At 59.6% G+C, this 26,915-nt stretch carries 27 protein-coding genes; 15 read left to right on the forward strand and 12 right to left on the reverse strand.

Annotated features, from left to right (window positions below):
- Positions 1-69: 69 nt before the first annotated feature.
- Positions 70-1,155, reverse strand: a complete 1,086-nt coding sequence (locus AC781_RS07695) for a phosphate acyltransferase (protein ID WP_067776071.1) — start codon at positions 1,153-1,155, stop codon at positions 70-72.
- Positions 1,156-1,387: 232 nt separating this feature from the next.
- Between AC781_RS07695 and acnA the strand changes: the two genes are divergently transcribed.
- The 3 genes from acnA to AC781_RS07710 are packed head-to-tail and all read left to right on the forward strand — an operon-like array spanning position 1,388 to position 5,833.
- Positions 1,388-4,129 (forward strand): aconitate hydratase AcnA, encoded by a 2,742-nt coding sequence (gene acnA, locus AC781_RS07700; RefSeq protein WP_067776074.1) that lies wholly within the window; start codon positions 1,388-1,390, stop codon positions 4,127-4,129.
- Between the two features lie 6 nt (positions 4,130-4,135).
- The gene (locus AC781_RS07705; protein ID WP_067776077.1) at positions 4,136-4,771 is read left to right on the forward strand and encodes a YdcF family protein; all 636 of its coding nucleotides are present in this window, start codon (positions 4,136-4,138) and stop codon (positions 4,769-4,771) included.
- Between the two features lie 12 nt (positions 4,772-4,783).
- Positions 4,784-5,833 carry an acyltransferase family protein gene (locus AC781_RS07710; RefSeq protein ID WP_067776080.1) on the forward strand — a complete coding sequence of 350 codons (1,050 nt, stop codon included), beginning with the start codon at positions 4,784-4,786 and terminating at the stop codon, positions 5,831-5,833.
- A 174-nt stretch (positions 5,834-6,007) separates the two neighbouring features.
- Here the strand turns inward: AC781_RS07710 and AC781_RS07715 are convergent, their stop codons facing one another.
- Together AC781_RS07715 and AC781_RS07720 are read right to left on the reverse strand one after the other, a co-directional pair.
- Entirely contained in the window at positions 6,008-6,361 is a 354-nt protein-coding gene (locus AC781_RS07715) for an RNA recognition motif domain-containing protein (protein WP_067776083.1), read from the reverse strand.
- A 334-nt stretch (positions 6,362-6,695) separates the two neighbouring features.
- Positions 6,696-8,831: a family 20 glycosylhydrolase gene (locus AC781_RS07720; protein ID WP_067776086.1), complete on the reverse strand. Its 2,136-nt coding sequence runs from the start codon at positions 8,829-8,831 to the stop codon at positions 6,696-6,698.
- 394 nt (positions 8,832-9,225) lie between these two features.
- On the opposite strand from AC781_RS07720, the gene AC781_RS14045 reads away from it, so the two are divergent.
- Positions 9,226-9,582: a hypothetical protein gene (locus AC781_RS14045; RefSeq protein ID WP_172801774.1), complete on the forward strand. Its 357-nt coding sequence runs from the start codon at positions 9,226-9,228 to the stop codon at positions 9,580-9,582.
- An 81-nt stretch (positions 9,583-9,663) separates the two neighbouring features.
- On the opposite strand, the gene htpG is transcribed toward AC781_RS14045, so the two are convergent.
- The gene (gene htpG, locus AC781_RS07730; RefSeq protein WP_067776092.1) at positions 9,664-11,502 is read right to left on the reverse strand and encodes a molecular chaperone HtpG; all 1,839 of its coding nucleotides are present in this window, start codon (positions 11,500-11,502) and stop codon (positions 9,664-9,666) included.
- A gap of 459 nt (positions 11,503-11,961) precedes the next feature.
- Here htpG and AC781_RS07735 point away from each other — a divergent pair, with 459 nt between their 5' ends.
- The 6 genes from AC781_RS07735 to AC781_RS07760 are packed head-to-tail and all read left to right on the forward strand — an operon-like array spanning position 11,962 to position 16,019.
- Positions 11,962-12,453, forward strand: coding sequence for a universal stress protein (locus tag AC781_RS07735; RefSeq protein WP_067776095.1), 492 nt, complete (start codon positions 11,962-11,964; stop codon positions 12,451-12,453).
- The gene (locus AC781_RS07740) at positions 12,450-13,250 is read left to right on the forward strand and encodes a TIGR00282 family metallophosphoesterase (protein WP_245741084.1); all 801 of its coding nucleotides are present in this window, start codon (positions 12,450-12,452) and stop codon (positions 13,248-13,250) included. The genes AC781_RS07735 and AC781_RS07740 overlap by 4 nt, the downstream gene beginning before the upstream one ends.
- Before the next feature lie 3 nt (positions 13,251-13,253).
- Positions 13,254-14,048 carry a tRNA threonylcarbamoyladenosine dehydratase gene (locus AC781_RS07745; protein ID WP_067776098.1) on the forward strand — a complete coding sequence of 265 codons (795 nt, stop codon included), beginning with the start codon at positions 13,254-13,256 and terminating at the stop codon, positions 14,046-14,048.
- Positions 14,045-14,557: a hypothetical protein gene (locus tag AC781_RS07750; protein WP_067776101.1), complete on the forward strand. Its 513-nt coding sequence runs from the start codon at positions 14,045-14,047 to the stop codon at positions 14,555-14,557. Before AC781_RS07745 ends, AC781_RS07750 begins: the two co-directional genes overlap by 4 nt.
- A gap of 42 nt (positions 14,558-14,599) precedes the next feature.
- Positions 14,600-15,529 (forward strand): glycosyltransferase family 2 protein, encoded by a 930-nt coding sequence (locus AC781_RS07755; RefSeq protein ID WP_067776104.1) that lies wholly within the window; start codon positions 14,600-14,602, stop codon positions 15,527-15,529.
- Positions 15,530-15,542: 13 nt separating this feature from the next.
- Positions 15,543-16,019 carry a GNAT family N-acetyltransferase gene (locus AC781_RS07760; protein ID WP_197677920.1) on the forward strand — a complete coding sequence of 159 codons (477 nt, stop codon included), beginning with the start codon at positions 15,543-15,545 and terminating at the stop codon, positions 16,017-16,019.
- 7 nt (positions 16,020-16,026) lie between these two features.
- On the opposite strand, the gene AC781_RS07765 is transcribed toward AC781_RS07760, so the two are convergent.
- Both AC781_RS07765 and AC781_RS07770 read right to left on the reverse strand, forming a co-directional pair.
- The gene (locus AC781_RS07765; protein ID WP_067776107.1) at positions 16,027-17,679 is read right to left on the reverse strand and encodes an FAD-dependent oxidoreductase; all 1,653 of its coding nucleotides are present in this window, start codon (positions 17,677-17,679) and stop codon (positions 16,027-16,029) included.
- 25 nt (positions 17,680-17,704) lie between these two features.
- The gene (locus tag AC781_RS07770; protein ID WP_083076783.1) at positions 17,705-18,223 is read right to left on the reverse strand and encodes a rhodanese-like domain-containing protein; all 519 of its coding nucleotides are present in this window, start codon (positions 18,221-18,223) and stop codon (positions 17,705-17,707) included.
- 73 nt (positions 18,224-18,296) lie between these two features.
- On the opposite strand from AC781_RS07770, the gene AC781_RS14050 reads away from it, so the two are divergent.
- Positions 18,297-18,662 (forward strand): ArsR/SmtB family transcription factor, encoded by a 366-nt coding sequence (locus tag AC781_RS14050; RefSeq protein ID WP_067776110.1) that lies wholly within the window; start codon positions 18,297-18,299, stop codon positions 18,660-18,662.
- A 19-nt stretch (positions 18,663-18,681) separates the two neighbouring features.
- Here the strand turns inward: AC781_RS14050 and AC781_RS07780 are convergent, their stop codons facing one another.
- From AC781_RS07780 to AC781_RS07790, 3 genes are read right to left on the reverse strand one after another with little or no spacing between them, the layout of a single operon-like run.
- Positions 18,682-19,239 carry a hypothetical protein gene (locus tag AC781_RS07780; RefSeq protein ID WP_067776113.1) on the reverse strand — a complete coding sequence of 186 codons (558 nt, stop codon included), beginning with the start codon at positions 19,237-19,239 and terminating at the stop codon, positions 18,682-18,684.
- A gap of 25 nt (positions 19,240-19,264) precedes the next feature.
- Complete coding sequence (locus AC781_RS07785) at positions 19,265-20,257, reverse strand: hypothetical protein (RefSeq protein WP_067776116.1); 993 nt, start codon at positions 20,255-20,257, stop codon at positions 19,265-19,267.
- Entirely contained in the window at positions 20,247-20,804 is a 558-nt protein-coding gene (locus tag AC781_RS07790; RefSeq protein WP_083076785.1) for a DJ-1 family glyoxalase III, read from the reverse strand. Before AC781_RS07790 ends, AC781_RS07785 begins: the two co-directional genes overlap by 11 nt.
- A 141-nt stretch (positions 20,805-20,945) precedes the next feature.
- Here AC781_RS07790 and AC781_RS07795 point away from each other — a divergent pair, with 141 nt between their 5' ends.
- The gene (locus tag AC781_RS07795) at positions 20,946-21,872 is read left to right on the forward strand and encodes a Fic family protein (protein ID WP_067776119.1); all 927 of its coding nucleotides are present in this window, start codon (positions 20,946-20,948) and stop codon (positions 21,870-21,872) included.
- Positions 21,873-21,878: 6 nt separating this feature from the next.
- On the opposite strand, the gene AC781_RS07800 is transcribed toward AC781_RS07795, so the two are convergent.
- The 3 genes from AC781_RS07800 to AC781_RS07810 all read right to left on the reverse strand — a co-directional run bounded on the left by AC781_RS07800 (position 21,879) and on the right by AC781_RS07810 (position 24,063).
- Positions 21,879-22,223, reverse strand: coding sequence for a DMT family transporter (locus tag AC781_RS07800; protein WP_067776124.1), 345 nt, complete (start codon positions 22,221-22,223; stop codon positions 21,879-21,881).
- Positions 22,220-22,798 carry a TetR/AcrR family transcriptional regulator gene (locus AC781_RS07805; RefSeq protein ID WP_067776127.1) on the reverse strand — a complete coding sequence of 193 codons (579 nt, stop codon included), beginning with the start codon at positions 22,796-22,798 and terminating at the stop codon, positions 22,220-22,222. Before AC781_RS07805 ends, AC781_RS07800 begins: the two co-directional genes overlap by 4 nt.
- Before the next feature lie 299 nt (positions 22,799-23,097).
- Positions 23,098-24,063: a thioredoxin family protein gene (locus AC781_RS07810; RefSeq protein ID WP_067776130.1), complete on the reverse strand. Its 966-nt coding sequence runs from the start codon at positions 24,061-24,063 to the stop codon at positions 23,098-23,100.
- Positions 24,064-24,302: 239 nt separating this feature from the next.
- Between AC781_RS07810 and nagA the strand changes: the two genes are divergently transcribed.
- From nagA to AC781_RS07825, 3 genes are all read left to right on the forward strand, one after another.
- Complete coding sequence (nagA, locus tag AC781_RS07815) at positions 24,303-25,454, forward strand: N-acetylglucosamine-6-phosphate deacetylase (RefSeq protein WP_067776133.1); 1,152 nt, start codon at positions 24,303-24,305, stop codon at positions 25,452-25,454.
- A gap of 36 nt (positions 25,455-25,490) precedes the next feature.
- The gene (locus tag AC781_RS07820) at positions 25,491-26,264 is read left to right on the forward strand and encodes an E3 binding domain-containing protein (protein WP_176712509.1); all 774 of its coding nucleotides are present in this window, start codon (positions 25,491-25,493) and stop codon (positions 26,262-26,264) included.
- Positions 26,265-26,466: 202 nt separating this feature from the next.
- Complete coding sequence (locus AC781_RS07825; protein ID WP_141675820.1) at positions 26,467-26,913, forward strand: hypothetical protein; 447 nt, start codon at positions 26,467-26,469, stop codon at positions 26,911-26,913.
- Positions 26,914-26,915: the final 2 nt, after the last annotated feature.

The following is a 26,915-nucleotide window of genomic DNA, read 5'->3' on the forward strand; positions in this document are numbered from 1 at the left end:
GGGTTTTTTCGTGAGGAGCTGTACCGAAGGTGGCGGGAGGGCATGCGGAATGTGCCGCCCTGCGGTTCGTCAATAGACGGGAGCCGTGCCTTCCGGGTAGAGGTGGTGGTATTTGATGGCTTCGTTGCCGACGATGAGGGCGGTGCCGTAGATTTGCTCTTCCGTGGCGAGGCGCGTGACCATGGCCAGCGGGAAGAGGATGCCGCTCAGGATGTGTCCGTAGGAATGTACGGTGCCCATGAGGTTGAGCAGGCGGGTGGTGATGTCCGCCGCGTCGAGCGTGGGGAAGATGAGTACGTTGCTGGGCCTGCGGATGGAGCTGGGTTTGACGCGCATGGAGTAGGCCTCGTGGCTGATGGCGGCGTCGATCTGGATTTCGCCTTCGATGGCGATTTCGGAGTTGAGCCCTTCCTGACGGATTTGGGCCTGTGCGAGCGCGACGGCTGCCTGTACGCGGTTGGCGGGGAGGTCGGGCTTGCTGCCGAGGGTGGATGCGCTCAGCATGCTGGTCTGGATGGTGTGGCCGAGCAGGTGGCGGGCGAATTTGGAGGTTTCGACGGCGCTGTGGGCAAGCTGTTCGATCGTGGGTACGGGGGTGAGGATCGAGTCTGCCGTGAAGTAGGTACTCTGTCCGTACCGTTCGGCGAATTCGGGGATGTGCAGGATGTTGATGCCGAAGAGTTGCGGGTGCTGGAAGTCCTGCCTGTACCGCATGGCGGCGCGCACGATGGCGGCGGTGCCGAGGCTGTTGCCGGCGATGACACTGTCTGCCTGTCCGTACAGGGTCATCATGGCGGCGAAGTGGATGTGCTGGACGACGAGGGAGCAGACGTCGATTTCGTCGTTGCCGATGATTTTCTGGATGCGGGTGAGACGTTCGCAGAAGACGGGTACGTCCGGGCTTTTCGCGGGTTCGATGATGCGGACGAAGTTCAGGGGGATGTCGTTCTGCTCGGCGATGCGGCGGATGATGTCGCGCCGGCCGAGGAGGATGGGAGCCGCCGCCATTTCCTGTACGAGCCATGAGGCGACGCGGATGATGCGCGCGTCTTCCCCTCCCGTGAAAACGAGGCGCTTGGGATGTTTGCGCAGGTTTTCCAGAAGAGGCTCGGTAAATGTATTGGTGGAAGGTTCGAGCATGGCGGTCGTGTTCAAATCACCGCCATGCTATCACAGGACGGAGGGGGTATCAATCTCAAAGGGTGAGGCCGGAATGTTTTTTCGGCAGGAGGTTGCGGGTTGTTTCCGGAGTGGGTGTGCAAGGCGTCCGATTTTGCCGTTTTCACCTCTCCCGGCATATCCTGCATGTTGCATTATATGCTTGCATTCAAAAAAAAAGAGGCTATACTCCGCGCGACCCCCGCGTGGGGGTAAATTTATTGTTATCATGGATACTCGTCGCACGTTCACTACAGGTTATGGTAAGCAGGGGGCCTTCTACTCCCTGCCGTCTTTGGCGGATGCAGGTTACGACAGGGTCGGCCGTATGCCCGTTTCCCTCCGTATTGTGCTGGAGTCCCTGTTGCGCGAGTGCGACGGTTTGAAGGTTACGCAGAAGGATGTCGACAATCTGGCGAGCTGGGAAGCCAAGAATCCCGGCAGCTACGAGATTCCCTTCACGGTGGCCCGCATCATTCTGCAGGACCTGACGGGCGTGCCGCTTCTGGTGGATCTCGCTTCCATGCGTTCCGCGATGCAGGATCTGGGGCGCGACGCTTCGGCCATCGAGCCTCTCGTGCCGGTGGATCTGGTGGTGGACCATTCCGTGCAGGTGGACTGGTCGGGCTATCCCGATGCGCTGAAGCAGAATCTCGCCCGCGAGTTCGAGCGCAATACGGAGCGTTACAAGTTCCTCAAGTGGGGCCAGCAGGCGTTCAAGACTTTTTCGGTGGTTCCTCCTTCCGTGGGGATCGTGCATCAGGTGAATCTGGAGTTCCTCGCCCGCGGGGTGATGGAGAAGGACGGCGTTTTCTACCCGGATACGCTGGTGGGTACCGATTCGCATACGACGATGATCAACGGCCTCGGCATCGTGGCCTGGGGCGTGGGCGGCATCGAGGCGGAAGCCGGGATGCTCGGCCAGCCGATTACCTTCCTCGTGCCTGAAGTGGTGGGCGTGCATTTGACCGGCAAGCTGCGCGAAGGCGTGACGGCGACGGATCTCGCCCTGCATGTGACGCAGATGCTCCGCAAGCAGGGAGTCGTCGGCAAGTTCGTGGAGTTCTTCGGCCCCGGAGCTTCGTCGCTGACTCTGCCGGACCGCGCGACGGTGGCGAACATGGCTCCCGAATACGGCGCGACGATGGGCTACTTCCCCATCGACGAGGAATGCGCCCGCTACCTGCGCGCCACGGGCCGCAAGGAGGAGGACGTCGTTTCCTACGAAAATTATTACAAGGCGCAGGGCCTGTGGGGCATGCCGCAGCGCGGCGATATCGACTATTCGGTGGAGCTGGATCTCGATCTTTCATCCGTGGAACCGGCTGTGGCCGGGCCGAAGCGTCCGCAGGATCGCATCGTGCTGTCTTCTCTCAAGGAACGCTTCAACGAGCTGCTGACTCTTCCGGTAGCCGAAGGCGGCTACGGCAAGGCCGAGCCTTCCGCTCCCGTCCGCGTAACCATGCACGGTGAGGCGGGCAATCCCGATTCATCCGCAACGCATGACGTGGAACTGCGCGACGGCAGCGTGCTGATCGCCGCCATTACCTCCTGCACGAATACCTCGAATGCCGGGCTGATGATCGGCGCGGGTATCCTTGCGAAGAAGGCTGTCGCCCTTGGCCTCAAGGTGCCTGCCTACGTCAAGACTTCCATGGCCCCCGGTTCCCGCATTGCCGATACCTACTTCAAGGCGAACGATCTGCAGGATGCGCTTGACGCCATCGGCTTTTCGACCGTCGGCTACGGCTGCACGACCTGCATCGGCAATTCCGGCCCGTTGAACCACGATCTCGAAGAGGCTGTGAAGGCGAACGACCTCGTTTCCTGCTCGGTGCTTTCCGGCAACCGCAACTTCGAGGCCCGCGTGCATGCTTCCGTGAAGGCGAACTTCCTGATGTCCCCGCCGATGGTGATCGCTTTCGCCCTCGCAGGACGCGTGGATATCGATATGGACAAGGAGCCGATCGGCAAGGGCTCCGACGGGCAGGATGTGTACCTGCGCGACATCTGGCCGAGCAGCGAGGAGATCGCCGCCGCCGAAGCCCGTGCCGTGAATGCCGATGCCTTCCGCGAGATCTATAGCCTGACGCCGGACAAGAACCCGCTCTGGGCTGCCGTCGAAGGGCCGCAGGGTGCGACTTTCGCATGGAATGACGCTTCGACGTACATTCACCGCCCGCCGTATTTCGACGGGTTCAACGGTTCCCGCCGCGACATCGAAAATATTGCCGACGCCCGCCCGCTCGGTATCTTCGGCGATTCGGTGACGACCGACCATATTTCCCCCGCCGGAGCCATCCGCGCCACGGGCCCGGGCGGCAAGTTCCTGGCTTCGATGGGCGTCGAGCGCCGCGACTTCAACACCTTCGGCTCCCGCCGCGGCAACGATCTCGTGATGACGCGCGGCACCTTTGCCAACGTGCGCCTGAAGAACCTTCTCGTCGAAGGCACGGAAGGCGGCTACACGCTGTATTTCGGTGGTGAAGCCATTTCCGCTCCCGATGTGGAAATCACCGCCGCTTCCGGCACGCCGACCTTCATTTTCGATGCAGGCATGGCCTACCGCAACGAAGGCGTGAACCAGATTATCATTGCCGGGGAAGACTACGGCATGGGCTCTTCCCGCGACTGGGCCGCCAAGGGTACGAATCTGCTCGGCGTGAAGGCCGTCGTTTCCAAGAGCTTCGAGCGCATCCACCGCTCCAATCTTGTTGGCATGGGCGTGCTGCCGCTGAACTTCGCCGATCCGGCGGATTACGACCGCGTGAAGAATCTCAAGGATGCGACTTTCAGCATTACGGGCCTGCACAACGATATCGAACCGCGCGCCACGGCCACGCTTGTGGTGAAGCCTGCCGGGGAAGCCTCGTTCGAGCTGCCGGTCGTCGTCCGCATCGATACGCCCATCGAGAAGGAATATTACCGCGCCGGGGGCATCCTGCCCTATGTGCTCGGCAAATACTGCTGATTCGCCATGACGAAGGATGAAGCCGTAGCTGTCCTTTGGGAGTACCATCGGCTGCACCAGAATCTGAAACCCGCCGATCTGCTCCTCGTTCTGGGGAGCAACGACGAGCGGGTAGGCGTGTACGCCGCCGGGCTGTACAGGCAGGGGCTGGCTCCCCGCGTCCTGTTTTCCGGCGGAGCAGGCCGTTTTACGGAAGGGCTGCGCGGCACGGAAGCGGAGCGGTTCGCTGCTGCAGCCGAGGCGGCGGGGTTGCCCCGCGAGGCGATTCTTCTCGAAACTCGTTCCACCAACACGGGGGAGAATATCCGCTTTTCGCGCGAAGTTCTGGAGGAAAACGGTTTGCAGCCGCAGAGCATTATCGCCTTGCAGAAGCCTTACATGGAACGCCGCACGCTGGCGACGCTTGAAGCCCAGTGGCCGGGTATGCCTTTTCAGGTGTCCGCGCCGCAGATGACCTTTGACGAGTACCTGACGGATACGCTGAACGAGGAAATCGTCATCTCCGCGATGGTGGGCGACTACCAGCGCATTCTGGAATACCCGCGCCTCGGATTCTCCACGGAGCAACCTTTCTCCGCCCGTGCGGAAGAAGCCTTCCTGACGCTGGTCGGGCTGGGATACACCTCCCAACTGCTCAGATAACGTCCCGGTGCCATGACTCGTGCAACGCCTCCACTCGAACAACAGAACGGCCGCGTGGTCTGGGTCGATTTCTGCCGGGTGCTGACGGCATTTTACGTGATTATCCGGCACAGTGACCGGGCATGGGATAGCCTGTACCTGTTCGACAAGTTCAATTACCACAGCCTCGTTTTCATTTTCTTCTTCCTGTCGGGCTACTTCGCCCGTCCGCAATCCGGTGCGTGGCTCGATTGGAAACGTGCGTGGATGCTGGCCAGGCCGTGGCTGCTCTGGGGCGCCGTCGGCTTGTGCGTGCTGCTTCCGTATTATCATCACGAAGCCTTGGCGCGCGGGGATTTCGGAAGCCTGTCCTTCGCCTCGCTCGCCCGGGGGATGGGCTTGACGGATTGGAACTATTTCGCCGCGTACAATGTGCCTCTCTGGTATCTGAGGACTCTGATCGTTCTGGCTTTGTTCGCGCCCCTGCTGGGCAGGCTCTCTTCCAAATGGCTGGCCATTCTGATCTGCGGTGCGTGCGCCGTCCATAATCTGACCTATTATCCTGATGCGCTGCAGCCGGACTGGATGCCGTTCCGCACGTATGAGAGCGTGCTTGCCGCCGGGGTGTTCGCCCTCGGCATGCTGGTGCGCCGCCATGCTGATATGCGAAGGTTCACCGCGTTTATGGAACAGGCCGCATGGGCTCCGATTCTGGTTTCACTGGCCGTGTTCTACATGGTGTACGAATGGCAGTACGATCCGGCGGCATCCTGTGCGCTGATTGCTTTGGGAGGGTTGAGCGTTATGAGTACGAGCATTCTCGCTGCGCGCCATTTGCCGCGCTTTGCCGCCCGTGTGGCTGCATACGGGCCGGCCGCATTCCTCGTCTTCGTCGTCCATTATATCGTTCAGCAGCCCGTGAAGGAGCAATTGATCGCCTGTTTCGGCGAACCTGTGCCGCAAATCATTACGATCCTGACTCCCATCGCCGCGATGGCATTTTGCCTGCTGCTGTACCGCGGCATTGCCCGTTTCCTGCCGCAGTATCTCGAACTGCTGTGCCTGGTGAAGAAGCGCGCCTGATGGACAACATGCCGTTCATGCAGGACGAAGCATGATCCGCGCAACGATGGAGTGCCTTCAGGCAGCGGATGACTGTTCCGGGCAAACAACAAGGCCAGGCGCATGATCGCACCTGGCCTTGCCGGAAGGTTATGATGGAGAAGGCGCCGAGGCTCTTCTCACGCGTGTCCGGTTTTAGCGGCGATTGCGGTTGTAACCGCCACCATCGCGGCGGCCGTAACCGCCTTCGTTGCGCCTGCCGCCACCGCCGTTGCCGCGGAAACCGCCGCCGCCCGAAGGCTGCTGGGGCTTGGCTTCATTGACGACCAAGGGGCGGCCCTGGCAATCCTGTCCGTTCAAGGCTTCGATAGCGGCGGTCGTCGCTTCGGGAGTGGCCATGGTGACGAATGCAAAGCCTCTGGGCCTTCCGGATTCGCGGTCGGTGGGGATGAAGACTGCAGTGACTTCACCGTGAGCGCCGAAGAGATCGCGAAGATCCTGTTCGGTAGCGTTAAAGGATAAATTTCCGATATAAATTTGTGTGTTCATATTAACAAATCGACGGGTGTACTGGTTTTTCTTTGAAGCGTTCCCCGGGGTCGGGGATTGAACTCGTCAGATTTGAAATAAAACAGACACTGGTGTCGAGAAAAAGACTATGCTCTCAATGCAAAAACTGCAAGCATATTATGCGTAAACCTGCATATTCCCGCCTCCATTTTACCTCCATTTCCGAAAAAATCCGGAATTTGACCGCAAAAGAGCTGTAAAATGACGAATTTGTTCCCGAAACGGGAGAAATTCGACTTTGGCCTATGCGGCTCCTGAAGCCCGGCCATGCCATCGGCAGGCCGGGTGGGAAAGAGGGATGAAAAACGGCAGGTTACTGTTTTTCGGGCATCACTGAGCGGTCGGGCACCCATTCGATGGCTCCTGCGCGGTCTGCCGGTTCCGCTTTGCGTACCGGGATGAAAGAAACTCCCCACGATTGGAAGTCTCCCGTGTAGGGTTGTTCGATGACAAGCGTATTTTCCCCCTTTTGGAGCTGGAACGGCACGGGATCGCGGGCCCACCAGAATTCTTCATTGTCGAAGGGAAGTTCATTGGCGGGCTGGAACCATGTGTGTTTCTCATAGCGGCGCTGTCCTGCGAGCCTGTAGGTTACGGGGTTTTTGAGTTCCTTCCCGTTCAACCAGATGCGCGTGCCGCACTGCGACCATTCTCCGGCCTTCGGCATGCCCGAACATCGGCGGGTGGCGCGGCCGGGGGCATCGAAGCCGACGTAGGCATGCATGGTGCGGTCGGAATCGGAATGGAGAGTAGTGGTCGCCCAGGCTGTGACGCCGGGTTTCTGCTGGCGGAACATGCCTTCGGAGCGTGCCCGCGTGCGGAAGGACAGATTGCCGCCGTCTTCCTGTCTCCGGGCGATGTTCAGCTTGTTCAGATCGCCGTTCAGGATGGCGTTGCGCACATTGTCCGCATCCGCCTTCGGTGCGGGGCCGACAACGGTCCACCGCATGAAGGAATCGCGCCAGTAGGGGAAAGGTATGGCTTTGTCCGCAGATTCGGCGCGTTGGATATCTTCGAGGCGTTTTTCAAAGAGTTCGAATGCCTTGCGGGGTTCCGTCCCTTGTTTCGGCAGATAGCCTGTGTAGCGGGAGGCGTCCTGCTGCGAGCCCTTCCATGCGCGTTCGGCATAGGTGTACATGACGGGATAGACTCCGCTCTGCATGTTGATCTTGCTTTTGTCGTCCACTCGCACATCGGGCCACAGGCACAGGAAGGTGCCGAGGGCTTTGTCGGTGCTCTGCGGGGTACCGCAGTATTGGCGGAAGAAGTTGCAGCGAACGAGGACGGCGGGGTCGGCAGCGTTCAGATAACCCATGGTCGAATCGAAGAAGGCTCCCGGCTGTTTGCCGGGCTTGAATGCGTCTTGCGCGCCTTCGTCGCCCCATACCTGCGCGACGACGCCTTCGGGGACGGGCAGGTCGTTTTTGCCGCCCCACTGGATGGGCCTGCGACCAAGCGATTTGACTTTGCCGCTCATGCGTTTGGCGAATTGGACGGCATTCGGAATATGGATTTCATCGGCACCTATGTGCAGCCATGGGCTGATGTCCGCCGGGATTTCCTGGCAGAATTCTTCGAGCAGCTCTTCCAGAATGTCCTGCCCTTTGTCGCTGGCCATTTTGAAGCCGAAGCAGCGGGTGAAATAATCGCTGTGCCCGGGCATGTCGATTTCCGGAATGATTTGGATGTGCCGTTCCCTGGCATAGCGGAAGAGCTCGCGAATCTCGTCGTAGGAATAGGTTTTGTCTACGTCGCGATCTTTCGTGCGCTTGGAGGGATCGTTCAGAATGGGGTATTTTTTGCATTCGATGCGCCATGCCGGGTAATCCGTCAGGTGCCAGTTGAAGGTGTTGAGCTTGACCTTGGCCATCTGGTCGAGATGGTTCTTGAGATCGTCGATGGTGCGGTAGTTGCGCCCGGCATCATACAGGAAACCGCGGATGGCGTAGGCAGGTTTGTCCACGATGGAGCAGCAGGGAATGCCGCCCGGGTGCGCGGCGAGCTGGCGAAGGGTTTGCATGGCGTAGAAGGCTCCGGCATCCGTCGCCGCCTTGACGGATATTTCGTTTTTTGCCACATCAAGCTGATATCCTTCAGCACCGAGGCGTTCCGCATCGGCTTTGTCGAGAACGATGGATAATGTGCAGGTGCGAGGTTTTGAATGGCCGTTCCGATGGATCAGTTGCTTGAAGACCGTACGGATGCCTTCGGGCAGAATATCGCTCGCTTTTCCTTCCGTCGTTTTGCCGTTAACGGTGAGAACAGCGAGCCATGCCGTGCTTTCATCCATCTGCAAGGTGCCCTCTTTCCATTCCACTTGGGAGGGGAAAGGAAGCAGGGAAACGGGGGCTTTTTCTTCCTGCGCCAGAGGATGGGGGCTGGTCCATTCGGCGGCTATCAACGGCATGCAGGCAAGGAGGGCAAAAGAATGTATGATGGCGTTCAACATTCTGGTAATAATAGGGAAAGGAGACGCCATGTCAAGCTGAAAACGGAAAGCGGATAATTCGCTGGACAAAGCGGCGGCGTTTTTTATGTTGTTCCGGAGGATGGTTGATGCCCGAACCATCCGGATTATCCCCCCTCTGCCATCCATGAAACGCGAATCTTCCCCTTGCCGTTGAAAAGATTTCAGGACGAGAGTGTTGTCGTGCCCGATCCTTGCGTCGGGCGGCGGTGCTGAAGTCCTGCATCCCGGGCGCACGGTCAATATGCCGTGCCCGCGGCCGAACAGCGTGCCGTTATGGTTGCGCCGCCTATTGAAATGGATGGGTTTGGCTGTCATGTGGTCGGTTCTTTCGATGCTGGCGTTGTTTTGTTTCCTCATGTTGTCCGTTTTTGTTATGGATATCAGCGATTCCGGAGGCTGGACCCGCAAGCTGCCGGAAGGCTGGGAGCGCGTGCATGAGGTGCGGACGGTGGATGAGCTGGCGGCAGCCATGCTGCCCTGCAAGGATCTGCGCCACCGGATGCAAATCGTGTACGAGAGAGGGAAAGCGCGGGTTCTGCATACCTGGACGGCGCAGGAATGGGCCGGGACCTGGACGCTGACTTGTACGGAGGATGCGGACGCGCCGGGCGAGGTTCGTTCGCCCCGGATCATGTATGAGGATGTTGCATGGAGTCTCTATGATATGGATATGGCCGCGCTGGAGCAGGGGGATGTTTCCCTGATCCGGCGCATATCCGACAGGGAGTGACCTTCTGCCCGTTTTCCTGCATGCAAAAAGCCGCCCCGCATGGGCGGGACGGCCTGTGATGCTTCGGCTGGATGGGGCTGCTTATTTGACGAGCAGTTTTTCCAGCAGTTCCTGCGAGTTGGCGGCGAGCTGGGAGGGGTCTTCCAGCATGCCGGCGCGGAGCAGGGCGGTGTTGACGATCTGCCCGGCGACGAGTTCCGCGAGAGCGGGATCATCCGTGCGGAGGTCGGCCAGTTTTTTGACGAGGGGGTTGGTGGGGTTCAGTTCGAGCTGCGGGTGGCTTTCGGGTACTTCCTGTCCCATGGCTTTCATGTAGGCGCGTACTTCGGGGCCCATGTCGTCCGAGCCTTGGAGGGCGATGGCGGGGCTGCTGACGACGCGTTTGCCGAGGGTGATTTTCTCGAATTTGCCTTTGTAGAGGGTCTCGAGCCATTCCTGCAGTCCGGTGGATTGGGTTTCGTCCAGCCCGGTTTCCTTGTCGCCTTCGATTTCGGGGAGGTCAAGGTCGGCGCGGTCGACGGCCTTGATGGGTTTGCCGTCGAAGCTGGAGAGGGCGTCGATGACGAACTGGTCGCCGTTGTCGGTGAGGAAGGCGACTTCGTAGCCGCGGGCCTTGAGGGCGTCGAGGTACGGGCTGTTTTCAAGCTGGGCGCGGGAGGGGCCGTTCAGCACGTAGATGGCTTTCTGGTCTTCCTTCATGCGGGAGACGTATTCCTCGAAGCTGGTGAGCTGGCCCGCATCCGTGAAGGTGGATTCGAAGCGGAGCAGTTTGCCGAGGGCTTCCTTGTGTTCCCATGTGGTGACGATGCCTTCCTTGAGGAAGCGCGAGAACTGGGCGTAGAATTCGGCGTATTTTTCCGTGTCGTCCTTGGCGATTTTTTCGAGGTGCTTGAGGAAGCGTTTGGTGATGATGCCGTTGATTTTGCGGATGATGGAGCTGTCCTGAAGCATTTCGCGGGAGATGTTCAGGGGGAGGTCTTCGCTGTCCACTACGCCGCTGAGGAAGCGCAGCCATTCGGGGAGGAGGCCTTCGGGCTTGGCGTCGATGAGGACGCGGCGGCAGTACAGGGAGACGTTCGATTCGCAGCGACCGAATCCGGTGTTTTCCGGGTTGGTTTCCGGGACGAAGAGCAGGGCGTTCAGAGCGATTGGGGCATCGGCGCTGAAGTGCATGTAGCTGAGAGGCTTCGTTTCGGTGTGGGCGATGAACTGGTAGAATTCGTCGTATTCTTCGGGTTTGACATCGCTTTTCGATTTCGCCCAGATGGCCTGGACGGTGTTGAGGTGCTCACCGTCGAAGTCGATGGGGAAGCTGATGAAGTTCGAGTAGCGGGTGAGGATGTGGCGGACGCGGTAGGGCTGGGCGAATTCCTTGTCTTCTTCCTTGAGGTGGATGATGATTTCGGTGCCGCGTTTCGTGTCGGCGGGGGCTTCGGAGAGGGTGTAGCCGTCCTGCCCGTCGCTGACCCATTTGACGGGGGCGGCGTCCGGTTCCCACGAGCGGGTGATGACTTCGACTTCTTTCGCGGCCATGAAGGAGCTGTAGAAGCCGACGCCGAACTGGCCGATGAGGTCGCCCTTGCCGTCGCTTTCCTTGATGGCTTCGAGGAATTTCTTGGTGCCGGAGTGGGCGATGGTGCCGAGGTATTCGACGACTTCATCGCGGGTCATGCCGATGCCGGAGTCCGCGATGGTGAGGGTGTTCTTTTCTTCATCGGTGGTGATGGAGATGCGAAGTTCGCGTTCCGGCTCATAAACGGCGGCTCCGGTGAGCTGCTTGAGGCGGAGTTTTTCGAGGGCGTCCGATGCGTTCGATACGAGTTCGCGGATGAAGAGTTCCCGGTCGCTGTAGAAGGCATGGATGACGATGTCGAGCAGCTGGCGTACTTCTGTCTGGAATGGATGTGTATCTGTTGACATATAGGTGAAAATAGGCTGTTCCCATGATAGCGGATACGGGCTTCCGGGTCAAGGGGCGGAGGCCCCGGAAGCGTGCCATGCGTCCAGCGGAGCGCGTCATGCAGGGTGGGGTGGTGTATTCTGTTTTACATGGGATTTTCTTTGATTATTAGGAATTGATGGGCCACAGATTGCACTGATTATCACAGATTTTTTGATGGAAATTTCAACTTTCTCTTTACGTATTCGTTGAATGAGTGAGGGTAGAAAATGTTTTTTTGCCATTCTTTCCATGTCATTGATTTGACGATTCGATTGATGGCAAGATGTTTATCATAAATATTGTTCTGTGTTAATCTGCGAAATCTGCGGCTTCCCGTCCCATGCTTTTTTCGCATCACGTGATTGAATGGAAAAGCGTGGCCTCTGGCGCGACTTTCGGCTTGATGATGGTGCGGTGCGGTGCTATCGTACCTTTGTATGATGAAGATTCTGGTTGCCATCGATTTTTCGGACGCCACCCCCGAGGTTGCCGAGCAGGCGGGCAAGCTTGCGCGTGCCATGCAGGGTGAGATTCACCTGATCCACGTTGTGGAGCCGCGTATTGCCTACGACGTGGCCGGAATTTTTCCGGAGGACGTCGTGATTCCGAAGGAGGAAGTAGGCAAGAGTATGACGATCAAGGCCCTTTCCGAGATGCGCCTGCGCCAGCTCGCCGAGGAGTTGAAGGATCAATGGGGCGTCGTCGTCCACTCGAAGGTGACGGATGAGTTCGACACGCAGGAAGCGATTGAAACCTATGCGGAGAAGGAAGGCGCGGATATGATTATCGTGGGCAACCACAGCCACAGTTTCCTTTCTTCCGTGTTCCTCGGCAGTGTGGCCGAGGAGGTGATCCGCCATGCGAAGGTTCCCGTACTCGTGGTGCCGGTGAAGGCGTTCGATGCCGATAAGCAAGGAGAAGGCGCATGATGCTGAATCTGCTGTTCATCGGCGATATCGTGGGGGAGCCGGGCCGTACTGCTGCCATGCGTGCGCTGCCGGAGCTGCGGGAGGAGTTCGGCCTCGATTTCATTGTGGTCAACGGGGAGAATGCCGCCGGAGGCCGCGGCATTACGCCGAAGATTGCGCAGGAATTGCTGCGGAGCGGTGTGGATGCGATTACGATGGGCGATCACGTATGGGATCAGCCCGATCTGATTCCGTGGATGGATGGGGAGCCCCGTTTGCTGCGTCCCATCAATTACCAGCAGGGTACGCCGGGCCACGGTTCCGTGCTGCTGGAGACGCCGAAGGGCAAGGTGGGCGTGGTGCAGGTGCAGGGGCGGTCGTTCATTCAGCCGCCGCTGGAGAATCCTTTTGTAGTCGGGGAGCAGGAGGTGCTTCGCCTCCGCGAAGAAGGCGCGCATGCGGTGCTGGTGGATGTGCATGCGGAGACGACGAGCGAGAAGATTTCCCTCGGTTATTTGTTGGACGGCAAGGCGAGCGTGGTGATAGGCACGCATACGCATGTGCAGACTGCGGATGATATGATTTTGCCCGGCGGTACGGCGTATCTGACGGATGCCGGGATGTGCGGGCCTGCCGTGAGCGTGCTGGGGCGCGACAAGGATGCGGTGCTGAAGCGGTTCTGTACGACGCTGCCTTCCAAGTTTCCCGTGGCGGATTGGCCCGTGCGCCTGTGCGGTGCGGTGGCTTCCATCGATATGGAGACGGGCAAGGCCGTCCGTTTCGAGCGCATTCAGCGCATGTATGAAAAGAATGCCTGAGCGATGATGACGGAGAGTTGGGAACAGAGGTTCGGCGGGATTGCGCGGCTTTACGGGCGCAAGGATGCCGAACGCCTCGCTGCTGCGCGGATGGCGGTGGTCGGGATCGGCGGAGTCGGTTCGTGGGTGGCTGAAGCCTTGGCGCGGACGGGAGTCGGCCATGTGATTCTGATGGATCTCGATGATCTGTGCATCACGAATACGAACAGGCAGATTCATGCGCTCGACGGTACGGTTGGCCGCTCGAAGACGGCAGTGATGGCCGAGCGGCTGCGCCTGATCAATCCCGAGATCGAGGTGGTGGAAGTGCCTGCCTTTTATACTGTTTCCAAGCCCGAACGATTGTTCGGCGAGAAGCCCGGACTGGTGATCGACGCTATCGACGCGATGAAGCCCAAGGCTCACCTGATTGCCACTTGCCATGCCGAAGGCGTACCCGTGGTGACCTGCGGGGGCGCAGGAGGCCGCATCGATCCTTCGCAGGTGAAGCTGGCCGATCTGGCGCGGACGCACGGCGATAACCTGCTTTCCACGCTCCGCAAGATGCTGCGCCGCGAGTATGGCCTCCCGTTGGAGGATAAGGCTCCGGAGATCGGCATTCCCTGTGTGTTTTCTCCCGAGAAACCCCGCTATCCGCAATGCGACGGCGGCACGGCTTGCACGCGCGACCCCGGTTTCACCGGTCGCATGGCCTGCGATTCGGGTTTCGGTTCCGCCACGCATATTACCGGGAGTTTCGGCTTTCTGGCTGCCGGGGCAGCCGTCAATCTTTACCTTTCGTCCAAGCAAGACCAATGAATACCACCGCCAAACGCACCATTGCCGCCGTGCTGCTCACGCTGACGCTGAGCCAGTGCGATACGACCAAGAGCGACCTCGAAGCGATCGCGAAGCAGAATGCCGTGATCATGAAGGAGCAGCCGGGCAATTATTTTGTCGCCCGCCGCTACCATGTGCCCGGAACCCGCTTCTGGGGTTATGTGCGCACGCCCCGTACACCCTGGGCAAAGGCCGATCTCGTGCTGATGGACGAGGAGCTTTGCCCCACGCCCGACCGAGGCCCGGAAGACGGTCCGAACAAGACGTATGGCCGTGACCAGAATTACGAGTATATTCTGTACGGCAACTATACGGGACGCTATGCCTACGATCCCAATTCCAACCAGAAGCTGAAGGTGTTCCGGGCGAAGAAGTACCAGCTTCGCAATGCCGATCCGGGCTGGCTGTTCAAACCGTCCGAACGTTATTCGACGAAGGAGGTTTCCATCCGTCCTGCGATCATTCCGGCGACGGCCAAAGTGCAATAATGGGCTGGACAGGGTGCGGCATCAGTATTAGTATAAGGGCTCATGAAGCTCTCTCTGATCGTTCCCTGTTATAACGAAGCCGAAGTTCTGCCCATCTTCCGCAAGGCCGTGCAGGATGTACGGCCGCAGTTGCGAGTCGATGAATTGGAAGTGGTGTTCGTGGACGATGGTTCGCGTGATGCCACTTTGTCCATTCTGCAGCAGTTCAACCGGGAAGATGCGAGCCTGCGGTATGTGTCGTTTTCCCGCAATTTCGGCAAGGAAGCGGCGATTTATGCCGGTTTGCAGCATGCTGCGGGGGATCTCGTGTGCCTGATGGATGCGGATATGCAGGATCCGCCTTCGCTGCTGCCGGAGATGGTGGGTGCCTGTCTGGATGAAGGTTACGATACGGTGGGTACGAGGCGCAGCACGCGCTCCGGGGAGCCGCCGATCCGGTCGTTTTTTGCGCGGTGCTTTTACCGCTTCATCAATCATATTTCCGATACGAAGCTGGTGGACGGCGCACGCGATTACCGCCTGATGCGCCGCCCGGTGGTGGCTGCCATTCTGGCCATGCCGGAGTACAACCGTTTCAGCAAGGGGATTTTCCAATGGGTCGGCTACAAGACGAAGTGGCTGGAGTACGAGAATGTGGAGCGCGCCGCCGGAGAGACGAAGTGGTCGTTCTGGAAGTTGCTGAAGTATTCCTTTGAGGGTATCATTTCGTTTTCCACCGTGCCGCTGGCTCTGGCTTCGTTCATGGGCATGCTGTTGTGCGTGATTGCCATGGTGACGATCGTGGTACTGGCCGTGCGCCATTTCCTCGATCCGATGACGGCCGTTTACGGCTGGACTTCTCTCGTGTGCCTGATCATGTTCATTGGCGGCGTGCAGCTGCTGTGCATGGGGATTCTCGGCCAGTATATCGCCAAGGCGTATCTGGAGGTCAAGAAGAGGCCGATTTACATAGTTGGAGGCAAGTCCGAATAAGATTGCGGATCAAATGATGCGTATTGTTCATGCTTGCGAGGAGGATTTGCCGGAGATTCTCGCCTTGCAGCGGCTCGCATTCCGTAGCGAGGCCGATTTGCTGGGCTGCGAGACGATTCCTCCGATGGTGCAATCGCTTCCCGATCTTGTGCGGGAGTTCGGAGAGGGTACGGTATTGAAGGCCGTTTCGGATGAGGGCGCGCTGGCGGGGTCGGTGCGAGGCTTCCGGGATGGCGAGACGCTGAGGATCGGCAAGCTGATGGTGCATCCCGGTTTTCAGGGACGCGGCCTTGGCCGAAGGTTGCTTGCCGCGATGGAGGAGGAATGCCCGAGCTGCCGCTACGAGCTGTTTACGAGTGTGGCAAGCAATCGGAATCTGGAATTGTACGGGAGCATGGGTTATGAACCGTTCCGTGAAACGGATCTGATGCCCGGCGTGCGGCTCGTTTATCTTGCCAAGATGCGGAACGGCGCGCCGGGGCGGGGTTGATGGGCGTTCAGGAACCGAGGCTCATGGTGATATAGCCGCCGCTGAGGTTGCGTGCGTCGAGGCCCATGTTGCAGAGGAAGCGCGTGGCGTTGTAGCCGCGTACGCCGACCTGGCAGAGGACGAGGATGGTTCGATCTCCGGGGAGTTCCTGCCATCTGGAGCGCAGCTGCGAGAGCGGGATGTTGACGGCTCCGGCAAAAGGCTGGCGGACTGTTTCCGCCACCTCGCGCACATCGAGCAGGAAGGTGCCGGGCCGGCCGATGTCTCCGGCATGTGCGAGGGGGTGCAGGCCTCGGAGGTTGTTGGCTGCGGCCATGCCGACCATGTTGACGGCGTCTTTGGCCGCTCCTTCCTGCGGGGAGTAGCACATTTCCGCTTCCTCAAGGTCGTACACGGTGCCGTTTTTGCTCATGAGGGCGGCGATGACGTCTATTTTGCGCGCGGCATCGTTTTCGCCGATGGCGGTGGCGCCGAGGATGAGGCCGTCTTTTTTGCGGTACACGAGGCGCATGTGGATGGGGGTTGCGCCCGGGTAGTAGGTGACGTGCTGGTATGGGTGGGCGTCGATGTATTCGTAATCGTCTTCATAGCCGAGGCGGGCGAGCGTGTCCGGGTTCATTCCGGTCATGGCCACGGTGGTGCCGAAGATGCGCAGGACGCTGGTGCCGAGTACGCCGTGGAATTCTTCCTGTCTTCCCATGATGGAAGCGGCGGCGATGCGCGCCTGTTTCTGGGCGACTCCGGCAAGGGCGAGGAGCATGGGCCTGCCGGTGACGCGGGAGACGACTTCGACGGCATCGCCCACGGCCCAGATGCCGGGGACGGAGGTTTTCATCTGAGTATCGACGATGATGCCGCCCGTTTTGCCCGTTTCGATGCCGGCGGTGCGGGCCAGTGAGGTTTCGGGGCGTACGCCGATGGAAAGGAGGATCATGTCCGCTGCCGGGCTTTCCCATGCGTCCGCGTATGCCTGCAGGCGGCCGTCTTCCGTGCGGCGGATGCCCTGGGCGATTTTCCCCGTTTCGATGCGGAGGCCGCGTTCTTCGAGCAGGCGGGAGACGTATCCCGACATGTGGGTGTCGAGCGGGGGCAGGATGTGGGGTGCGCCTTCGACGAGGGTGACCTCCAGTCCGAGTTCCCGGAGGTTTTCCGCGACTTCCAGTCCGATGAAGCCCGCGCCGACGATGAGGGCGGAGCGTACGTTGTGGCGGCCGATGTAGGCTTTGACGGCTTCGGCATCCGGGACGGTGCGGAGGGTCATGACCCCCGCAAGGTCGATGCCGGGCATCGGCGGGCGGAAGGGCGCGGCTCCGGGGGAGAGGACGAGTTCGTCGTAGGGTATGGGGAGTTCTTCTCCTGTGGCAAGGTTTCTGACGAGGAGGGTGGAGGAGGCTGCGTCGATGGAGATCGCTTCGTGGTTGAGGAGGACTTCGATGCCGTAGCGGCTGCGGAAGAGTTCCGGCGAGGCGAGGATGAGGGAGGATTGTTCGGGGATGACATCGCCGATGTAGTACGGCAGGCCGCAGTTGGCGAAGGAGACATAGCCGCCGCGTTCGATGATGACGATGCGCCGCCCGGCGCCGAGCCTGCTGAGGCGGGCCGCCGTGGTGGCTCCTCCGGCAACGCCGCCGACGATGAGGGTGGTGAGTTGTTTGTCCATGGTGGTGGTGACAATTGGTCGGTGGTTAATGTTCAATGCGGTTCCACGGCATTTTGGATAAAAGGACGGCGAGTCCGCAGAAGCCTGTCAAACCCGCCATCAGCAGGCCGAGGCTTGTCATGGCGGGCAGCAGGAGCCACCAGAAAGAGATCTGCCACGCGAGGACAAGGCCGAGAAGGTTGGCGGCGCCGATGATCATTTGCACCTGCCTGATGAGGGTGATGCCATGCGTGCCCCGGTTTTTCTGCACCGGCCTGCCGCTTTCCTGCCAGGCGTTCATGCCGCCTTCGAGGATGCAGCTTTCGATGCCGCATGCGCTTTGGAGGTGCGCGAGGGCCTTTTCGGCGCGTTTGCCGCTCTGGCAGATGATGCACAGGGGGCGGGCTGCGTTCTCGGGGGTGAAGGAGCCGTCGGCCTGCAGGCGGTCGAGCGGGATGTTCCTTGCGCCGGGGAGATGCCCCTGGTTGAATTCGAGTTCGGTGCGGACATCGAGCAGTTCGACGTCGCTGCGTTCCATGCGGGCATGCAGTTCTGATGCTTTCATGATTATATTCGCATATCGCGATATTGAGAATATAGACTTGACTCTTTCTTTCGTCAATTTTAAAATCGGGTGTATGACAAATCAGCAGTCCTTATGTGCTTCGCCCGGCATGCTTGCGGAACTGGCCGTTTTTTTCAAGATGCTTTCCGAGCCTGTGAGGCTCAGGCTTTTATCTTCCATTTGCACGGAGGGTGAGGCGACGGTCGGCGAGCTGGTCGAGCGGTTGCAGATTCAGCAGAGCGTGGCGTCGAAGCATCTGAAGCTGTTGTTCGAGTCCGGTTTCGTGGGAAAGAAGCCGGACAAGGGACGCACGCTTTATTTCCTGCCGGATGATACGCTGTGCGATTTGTGCGGTCTGGCGGCGGAGAAGATCATGTCCCGCGCGACTTATTACCGCGAGTTGCTGGATGGCGCCGCGCCGCGCTCGGAAGGGGTTTGAACGGCGAGCAGCGGGAGGTTTAGAGGAAGCGGTAGTCGGCGGCATAGGCCGCGAGTTCGTCTTCGCTGCCGAAGAGGGGCCAGAGGTGCCCTTCGAGCTGGATTTCGTCCGGATAGCAGCGGAGGACGCCGTTTTGCATGGAGATGATGCCGGTGACGGTTTTCTTCCCGGCGACGGAGTCGAGGATTTCCCTTTGAGGCGAGGCGTCGGGGAATCCTGCGGCGATGGCGGCGATGTCCGGATTGGCGCAGGTGCATGTTTCCAGGATGGCCAGCCAGCCGTCCGGCAGGAAGTGGAAGTCGGTGGCGGCATGTTCTCCGTCATTGAATCGGAAGGTGTCGCGAGGCTCTTTCCGGTCGCTCCATCCGCACTCTCCGGGAAACCGGTCTTCGACGGAGAGCAGGGTTTCGAGCATGCCCAACCGATGCCTGAGGGTTTCGCTGCTTTCGTTTTCGGTAGCCGGCCGTTCCGTGTGTTCATCGCCGGACGATTCCACGGGGATGTCCTTGTGCCTGCCGACGAGGAAGACCGGTACGGCGATGCCGAGCAGGATGACGGCTAGGACGATGTAGATCATGGCGGTGCGGCAGTGCGGTGCTGGGTTATTCGGCAAACCATTTCAACGCGTCGGCGATGTGCGGGCGGTAGAAGCTGTGGCCTCCTTCGTGCCATTCGACGCGGGTGTTTTTGCAGCCTTTGGCCTGCATTTTGGAGATGACGTCCTGCACGAGGGCGGGAGTGGCGAGGTTGTCGCGCCTGCCGTTGGAGAAGAAGTATTTGACCTGGGTGGATTTTTCCGGCGGGCATTTGTAGGCGTTCGCCAGGTCTTCATAGACGTAGAAGCGCGAGCCGCCGACGAGAGCCCCCTTGACGGTGATGCCTGCCTGATGCAAGCCGCCGATGGCATGGACGGAGGAGGTGCCGCCGCCGGAGAATCCGCCCGTGGCGAAGGTCCAGGAGCGGAAGGCAGGCCATGCCTGCTCCAGCATGTTGCAGGCCGTGCGCAGGGTGGCGGCGTCCAGAACGTTTTCACGGGGAATGCCGGCGGGATTGTCTGCCGAGACGATGATCCAGCCCAGCTGCTGGGCCGCTTCCATGAAGGCGGGGATGGCGATGCGGTGGCCGCCCGATCCGGCATTGCCCGAGATGGTGGCGCGGACGAAGATGACTTTTTGCGGTTTTTCCGGGTCGAAATCGGGCGGTACGGTGACGGACAGGCGCAGGATGGGCTGCATGGGCAGTCCTGCCGAAGGTCGGATTCTTCGCTCGACGACCTGTTTTTCTTCCTGTGCGAAGGGGATTTCGTAGAGGTATTCCTTGCCGGGCTCCAACGGGCCCGCGAGTTCGCGGACGGGGGATTCCGCCAGCATTTGAGCCCGCTTCTGCGAGTCCGGCGAGAGTTTTTCCATCGGGACGGAGACTTTTTTCCCCTTCATGTCGAGGGAGACTTTGTTGCCCTCCAGTGCGAGGAATCCGGCGGTGATGGTTTTGCCCCGGGTGTCCGTCCACGTTTCGGCGGACAGGGCGGAAGCCGCGAGCATGCTGCCCGGCATGAGCAGGCAGAGGACGCGGCGGTTGAGGGATTCAGGCTTCATAGACCATTTCCTTGCGAAGGGTTTCCACCTGTTTGCCGAGGCCGAGATAGGAGGCGATGGCGAAGCCGAATTCGAATGCTGCGCCCGGGCCGCGTCCGGTGATGATATGGCCGTCCCGTTCGACGGGGGCATGCGTGACCGTCGCCACTTCGGAAACGGCGGCGATGACTTCGTCCGCCGGGTAGGCTGTGACCCGTTTGCCGTCCAGAACGCCTGCGGCGCGCAGCGCGATGGGGGCGGCGCAGATGGCAGCGACGAGGCCGCCTTTTTCATGTACCATGCGGACGAGCCGCAGGGCTTCGGGCGTGTCGCGGAGAACCCATGATCCGGCTCCGCCCGGGAGGATGATGCCACCGACTTCCGATTCGTCGACATCGTGCAGGAGGATGTCCGCCCGCATGGAGATGCCTCGTGCGCTTTTGACTTCCCGTTCGCCGACGCTGGCAGTGACGACGGGGATGTTCAGGCGGCGCAGGATGTCGACAGGCGTGCAGAATTCGACTTCTTCGAAACCGGGCGCCATCAGGACGAGTATGGTGTCTATCATACCTGTTTCATATCATGGTTGATGCGGGAGTGCAAGCATGGAGTGGCCGTATTCCGGCAGGTGTGCAGGATGCCGTGTGAAGCATTTGGCGAAACAGGAACTTTTTCTTGCTTTTTACGCATCATTTGATATGTATGGCGTATGCCGAAGCTTTCCTCCCTTTCTCCGACTGCTCTTTCCCGCCTGCTGGCTCTGGCGGGGAAGCTGGGAGAGGTGCGCGGGTTGAAGGCGCAGCAGCCGGATGCGGCGTTTCGGGAATGGGTGCACATGGAGAATGTGCGGGGCGCGATGGCTCTGGACGATTGCCCGCTGGAGAGGGAGCAGGTGGAGGCGATTCTGAAGCAGGAGCCGGTGTATGTGGCGGCGGAGGTGCGGGCGGGCTGCGCCTTTCTGGCGGATGCCTTTGTGCGGGCGGAGTCGATGGATCCGTATCGGTACGAGAGTCTTGAGGGGTTGGCTCCCGGGCTGCGGAAGGAGCAATTCGTGGTGCGCCGGGGCGAGAGGTTTTCCTATGTGGTGCCTCCGGCCGGGCAGGTGGAAGGGCTGCTGAAGTTTTTCTTCGGCGGGCTGGAGGGTGAGAATGCGGTGCTGTCGAGCTGCCGCTGGGTGTACGAGATGCTGCTGCTGGCGCCGTTTGCCCGTTGGAATGCCAGTATGGTTTGCCTGTGGCAGTCGGTTTTCCTGTGTGCCTGTGATCCGGTGTTTTCCGTGCTGCCCGTGGCAGCTCTGATGCATGAGCGTGAGCCGGAACTGGACAACGCCCTGGAGGCGGGGTATCTGGCGGGGGACGCGATGCCGTTCGTGGAATGGATGCTGGGTGTGCTGGCGGATGCGGTGGATGTGCTGCTGGAGCATCACCATGGAGCTCCCAAGGCTCCGAAGAGGCTGGAGCTGTTCCGCGCAGGCTGGCGTGGAGGGATGTTCGGCCGCCGCGATTATGTGGCTTTTTTCAAGTCGATTTCCGTGCCGACGGCGAGTCGCGATCTGGCGCAGGGCGCGGATGCCGGGCTGCTGCGGGTGTACGGCAACGGACGAGGCACCCGCTACGGATTTGCCCGGAGAGGGTAGAAATTGTCAGTGGGCTCCGGTCTTCGACATGATATTGATGATGAGGATGCCGAGGACAATGAATCCGAGGCCGATGCAGGCGGAGAGGTCGAGGCGCTGCTTGTAAATGACGATTCCGATGATGCTGAGGAGTATGATGCCGGCTCCGCTCCAGATGGCGTAGGCAATGCCTACGGGCATTGCTTTCAGAGTGACGGAGAGAAGGTAGAAGGCGCACGCATAGCCGAAGACGGTGATGAGGGATGGGACAAGCCGGGTGAATTGCTCGCTTTGCTTGAGGCTGGTGGTGGCGATTGTTTCGCAGATGATGGCGAGAGCCAACGCTCCGTAGGTGATGACCGATGGGTTCATGGCGCGTCCGGGGCAAGATGGAAGGTTTGGGCGGTGAGCAAGGCGAGTACTGAGCTGCGCATGGCGGCGGGCAGGGCCGTGTGTGAGCAGTCCGCCAGCCAGAGGCCGTCTGCGGCGCAACGGATGGCTGCGGCTGCGGGACTGCGGTCTTCTTCGCCGCTTCGGGCGATGTGGGCGGCAATCCAACGATTCCATGTTTCGGCAAGATGGAGGTCGGAGCTCATGGCAAGTGCGGCGGCGCCCAGAAGGCGGCTTTCATCCGGTGAATCGCCGGGCAGGGCGACGGCGGACAGGTAGGCGCGGGTGAACCGGCCTACCGGTTCGGAGTCGTTGGCCTGTATGTTGCGGATGCGCTGATCAAGCCGGGACAGGAGTGCGGCATACAGCGCTTCGATCAAGTGCTGCCTGCTTGGATAATGGTGCAGCAGGCCGCCTTTGCTGACTCCGGCCATGCGAGCTACGGCATGAAGGGTGATGGCGGCGAGTCCCTGCTCGGCGGCGATGCGTGCAGCTGCCTCGAGGAGCTTTGCGCGAACGGCGTCAGGTTCGTTTTTGCGATGAGGCGGTGTATTCATGAATAAAACATACCGTCTGGACGGTTTTTTGGAAAGGAGAAACACTGTCATATTGCCGGCAGAGATGGAGCCGGACGGCTGTGCGCGGGATGTGTGAGAGGTGCATGGTGCAGGTTGTCTCGCGGTTTCGGCATGTGGTTCGTAAAAGGGCCTGTTGCGGGCTGGAAGATAAAGTTCGGCATTGCGCGACGGAGTGCAATCCGATTCTGCCGCTTATCCAGGAATGGAAAAAGCCTCCTGAACGCTGGTTTCATTCAGGAGGCGAGAGGGGAGTGGCTGCTGTTGTCCGTGGCTTGCCGTTATTGTTTTGCGGCAGCTTCTTTTCTTTTGGCAGCCATGTTTTTATTGAGCTGGATGAATTGCGCGCGGCCCATTTCCAGTTCCTGAATTTCCCGGGTTATTTTTTTTGCCTGTTCGCTGTCTGCGGGCATCAGGTCGAGAGCTTTCTTGTAGGCGTCGAGACACTTGTCGAAGGCGGCATCGTCGACGGCAGCCGGAAAAAGAGCTTTCCCTTTCAGGATATGGGCTTGCACGGTGTTTTCGGGCAGGAGGTCTTTTGAGATGAGTTCATCGATGGCGTTGTTCTGTTCTTCGGGAGTTTGCCCGCTCAGTCTGATGTCCCTCAATTGGCTCTGCTCACGCATGTTGCGCGCCTCACGAGCGAATTGGAGGGCCTTGCCGGATACGTTGCCGGGATCGCTTTTGGCGATCGCTTCCTTGAGATCGGTATAGTAGGGGCGGAAGTTTTCGGGAATGGTGTCGTAGGCTTCCAGAAGTTTTTGCGTTTTTTCCGTGCCGCTCAGGCGTACTGCATGATCGAGGAGCGTTTTGTAACGGGCATAGTTTTGGAGGGCATTTTCCATTTCTGCAGTTGCCTGCGGAACGCCTCCCTTGGCGCCTACCATGCTGCCGTAGGGCAGGCCGTCCGGCGTCATGAAGAGGACAGTCGGGAAGGTGCGGATGTCGAAGCGGTCGCGGACACGTTCGTTTTTGAGTTTGACGTCCGCCGGGATTTGCTTGTTGGGATAGTCCAGTTCGAGAAGGACAAAGTGCTGGCTGGCGCGGTCCTGAAATTCCGGTTTGCTCAGGACGTTCTTTTTCTGGATCATGCAGGCCTTGCACCAGTCCGAACCGGTGAATTCGACGAAGAGGTGTTTGTTTTCCTTTGCCGCAGCGGCTTTGGCGGTGTCGTAGTCGGTCTGCCATTCCGCGGCAAAGGCGGTTGCGCAGAGGGCGGCAAGAGAGGCGATCAATGGACGAATCATAGTGTTTGTGTTCTATCATGTTGGCGACGGGATGGCAAGCGGCAAAGGAGCGTTCCGATATTCTTGTGCGGCATCGTGCATGATTGCGGACGTATTGTTTCGCGGGCGGTTTCCTTCGTGTTTTGAAGGGTCTGTCGGACATTGGGCTTGCAAGGCGATGGGGCAGGCGGGTATAATGGCGCTAATGAAAGTGTTGGGCCGCCAGTCCGGCCGCCCTGCCGATCAACCAGAATAATATCATGAAAACGCTTATTTCCAATGCTCATATTATTTCTCCCGGTGTTGAGATCGTGGGAGGTTCGGTGCTCGTCGACGGCAGCCGGATCGTTGCGGTGATTCAGCCGGGCGATACTTTGCCGCAGGCCGATGTGGTGATCGACGCCCAGGGCCAGATGCTGATGCCGGGCTTTATCGATATTCACAGCCACGGCGCAGGCGGTTGCGATACGTGCGACGCCAAGCTGGAAAGCCTGCATACGATTGCCGAGTGCAAGATGAAGGAAGGTGTGACGAGCTGGCTGCCGACGACGCTGACGCTCGCTCCCCAGACGCTGGTGGATGTGTGCAAGACTGTGGCCGAGTACCGCAAGGATATGAAGTTCGCCAAGGTGCCGGGCGTGCATCTCGAAGGGCCGTTCATCAATCCGAAGTGCTGCGGTGCGCAGAATCCCGCTTTTGTCCGCATGCCGGATTTCGAGGAAGTGGCAGCCCTGCATGCCATTACCCCCGTGAAGTTGATTTCCCTGGCTCCCGAAATGCCTGGTGCAAACGATTTCATCCAGAAGGCGACTGCCGAAGGGATGACCTGTTCCGCTGGTCACAGTGCGGCGACGCATGCCGATTTCACGAAGGCGAAGGCCGCCGGCCTGAAGCACCTGACGCATTTCTGCAACCAGATGTCTCCGCTGCACCACCGCGAGATCGGTCTTGTGGGTTCCGGCCTGCTCGATAACGATATCAAGATCGAAATCATTTGCGATACGATCCATCTTTGTCCGGATATGCTTGAGACGGTGTTTACGACGAAGCCCGCCGAGCAGATGCTGATGATTACGGATTCCCTTTCCTGTTCGTGGATGCCCGACGGCCCCGGCGATCTCGGCGGTCTGCCGATCGTCGTGAAGGGTGGTGTGGCCCGCCTTGCCGAATCCGGCAATCTGGCCGGCAGTACGCTCCACTTTGCCCATGGCCTCCGCAATGTGTTCGAGATTACCGGTATTGCCCTGAGCGAGCTTGTGAAGGCGACTTCGTGGAATCAGGCCCAGTCTCTCGGTCTGCACGATCTGGGCAAGATCGCGCCCGGTTTCACGGCTGATATGGTTCTGCTCGACGAGCATTTCGATACGCTTCAGGTGTATATCGACGGCGCTCTCGTCTGGGAGCAGGAATAAGAATGTTTAACCCCATATCCGCAGCCTGATATGTCCATGCCTTTGATTCGTGTGAGTCCGCTCGCCCGGAAATTGTGTGTCCAGTTCGGCTTGTCTCCGCAAGGTATTCCCGGTACAGGGCCGCGAGGCAGGGTGATGGCTGCGGATGTGGAATGTTTTCGTGCGGGGCAGGATGCGGAGCCTGCCCGCGGGTCGGGTTCTACCAAGCTCGGCAGTTCGGCGCTGGCTCCTAACAGGGAGATGGCAGGCGATTATTTCCATTTTTCGATGGAGGCGGATATGGCGAAGCTGGCCGCGATCAGTACGCCGATCGCCGTCCAGTGCGAGAAGCTTCTCAACGGCCGTTATTCCCTGTTCGATTATATCGTGCGCGCCGTGGTGAAGGCCTGCCTGACGCAGGCCGACTGGCTGGCGGAACGGGGAGATTTGAATGTGCTGCTGGTCGAGGACGGAGGGACGAAGCTGATCGGTATTGAGAAAGCCGCCTCCAAGTCGATTTACAAGATTGCGCAGGAATCAAGGGAGGGTGCGACGCTTCCGGAAGGGGCGCGTACCGATGTGGTGGTGTGCGATGTGGGCCTGTCTCCGGAGGAGGTGGCCGATCGCATGGGTGCTGCTACTTCCGTGGTGGTGAAGATCGAAGGTACGTCTCCCAAGGTGCGGATCGAGTGTGGCAGGCCGGTGTCCAAGCTGATTCTTCCGGTGACGCTGTATGTGAATAGCCGGATTTTGGATGAGCCTGCTGCTGGGTTGGTGGCGGGAGAGCTCAAGACGCTTCTTGAGAATCCTGTGATTCTTCTGCTTTTGTAAGCGGGGAAGAAATTGGCGGTTTGCCGGTGTTTGTGCCTTTTGCCGATTGCCGGCAAGATGTTGGCGTCCGTTTTGTGAGGGATGAGCGCGGAAGGTGTTTTGTGACGATGTTGTGATGCTTGTGACGCTTCTGTTACACTTCTTTTTCTCGCATCTTTTCCGGAGCGGTGGTATTGCATAGGTAATCCAAACGTTCATGCCGATGATAGGAACCCTGTTGAAAAGTTGTGTGTTGAATGAAGCCGCCGGACGGTTCGCCGGATGCGATTCTGCGGATTCTCCGGATCGCCTGCCTCCGCAGGCATGGAAGAAGCCTCCGGTGAAGTTGAGCCTCGAGGTGCGCGACGGCGTGGTCGAATTGTCGATTGCGCCTGCAGAGGGTTATCCGGGCGACGGTTCGTCGTTCGTGGCGGGGCTGAGCGTGAGGAACCGGAGCCGCCTGGCCCGCAATGCGGTGATCTGGGGGCAGTGCTGTTCCGGCAAGGAGTGTTGTTATTCGTGGCCCGTCGAGAAGCTGGCGAAGCTGGTGACGCCGTCTGCCAATCGTGGGCTGTATGCGGTGACAGTGTCGATCGTGTTTCTGGATGAGCAGGAAAAGGAATGCGGCGAGCTGTGGCGTTCCGAGGAGCTGGTGTCGTTTTATTTGTAAGT

The organism is Neoakkermansia glycaniphila (assembly GCF_001683795.1).
GTDB lineage: Bacteria > Verrucomicrobiota > Verrucomicrobiia > Verrucomicrobiales > Akkermansiaceae > Akkermansia > Akkermansia glycaniphila.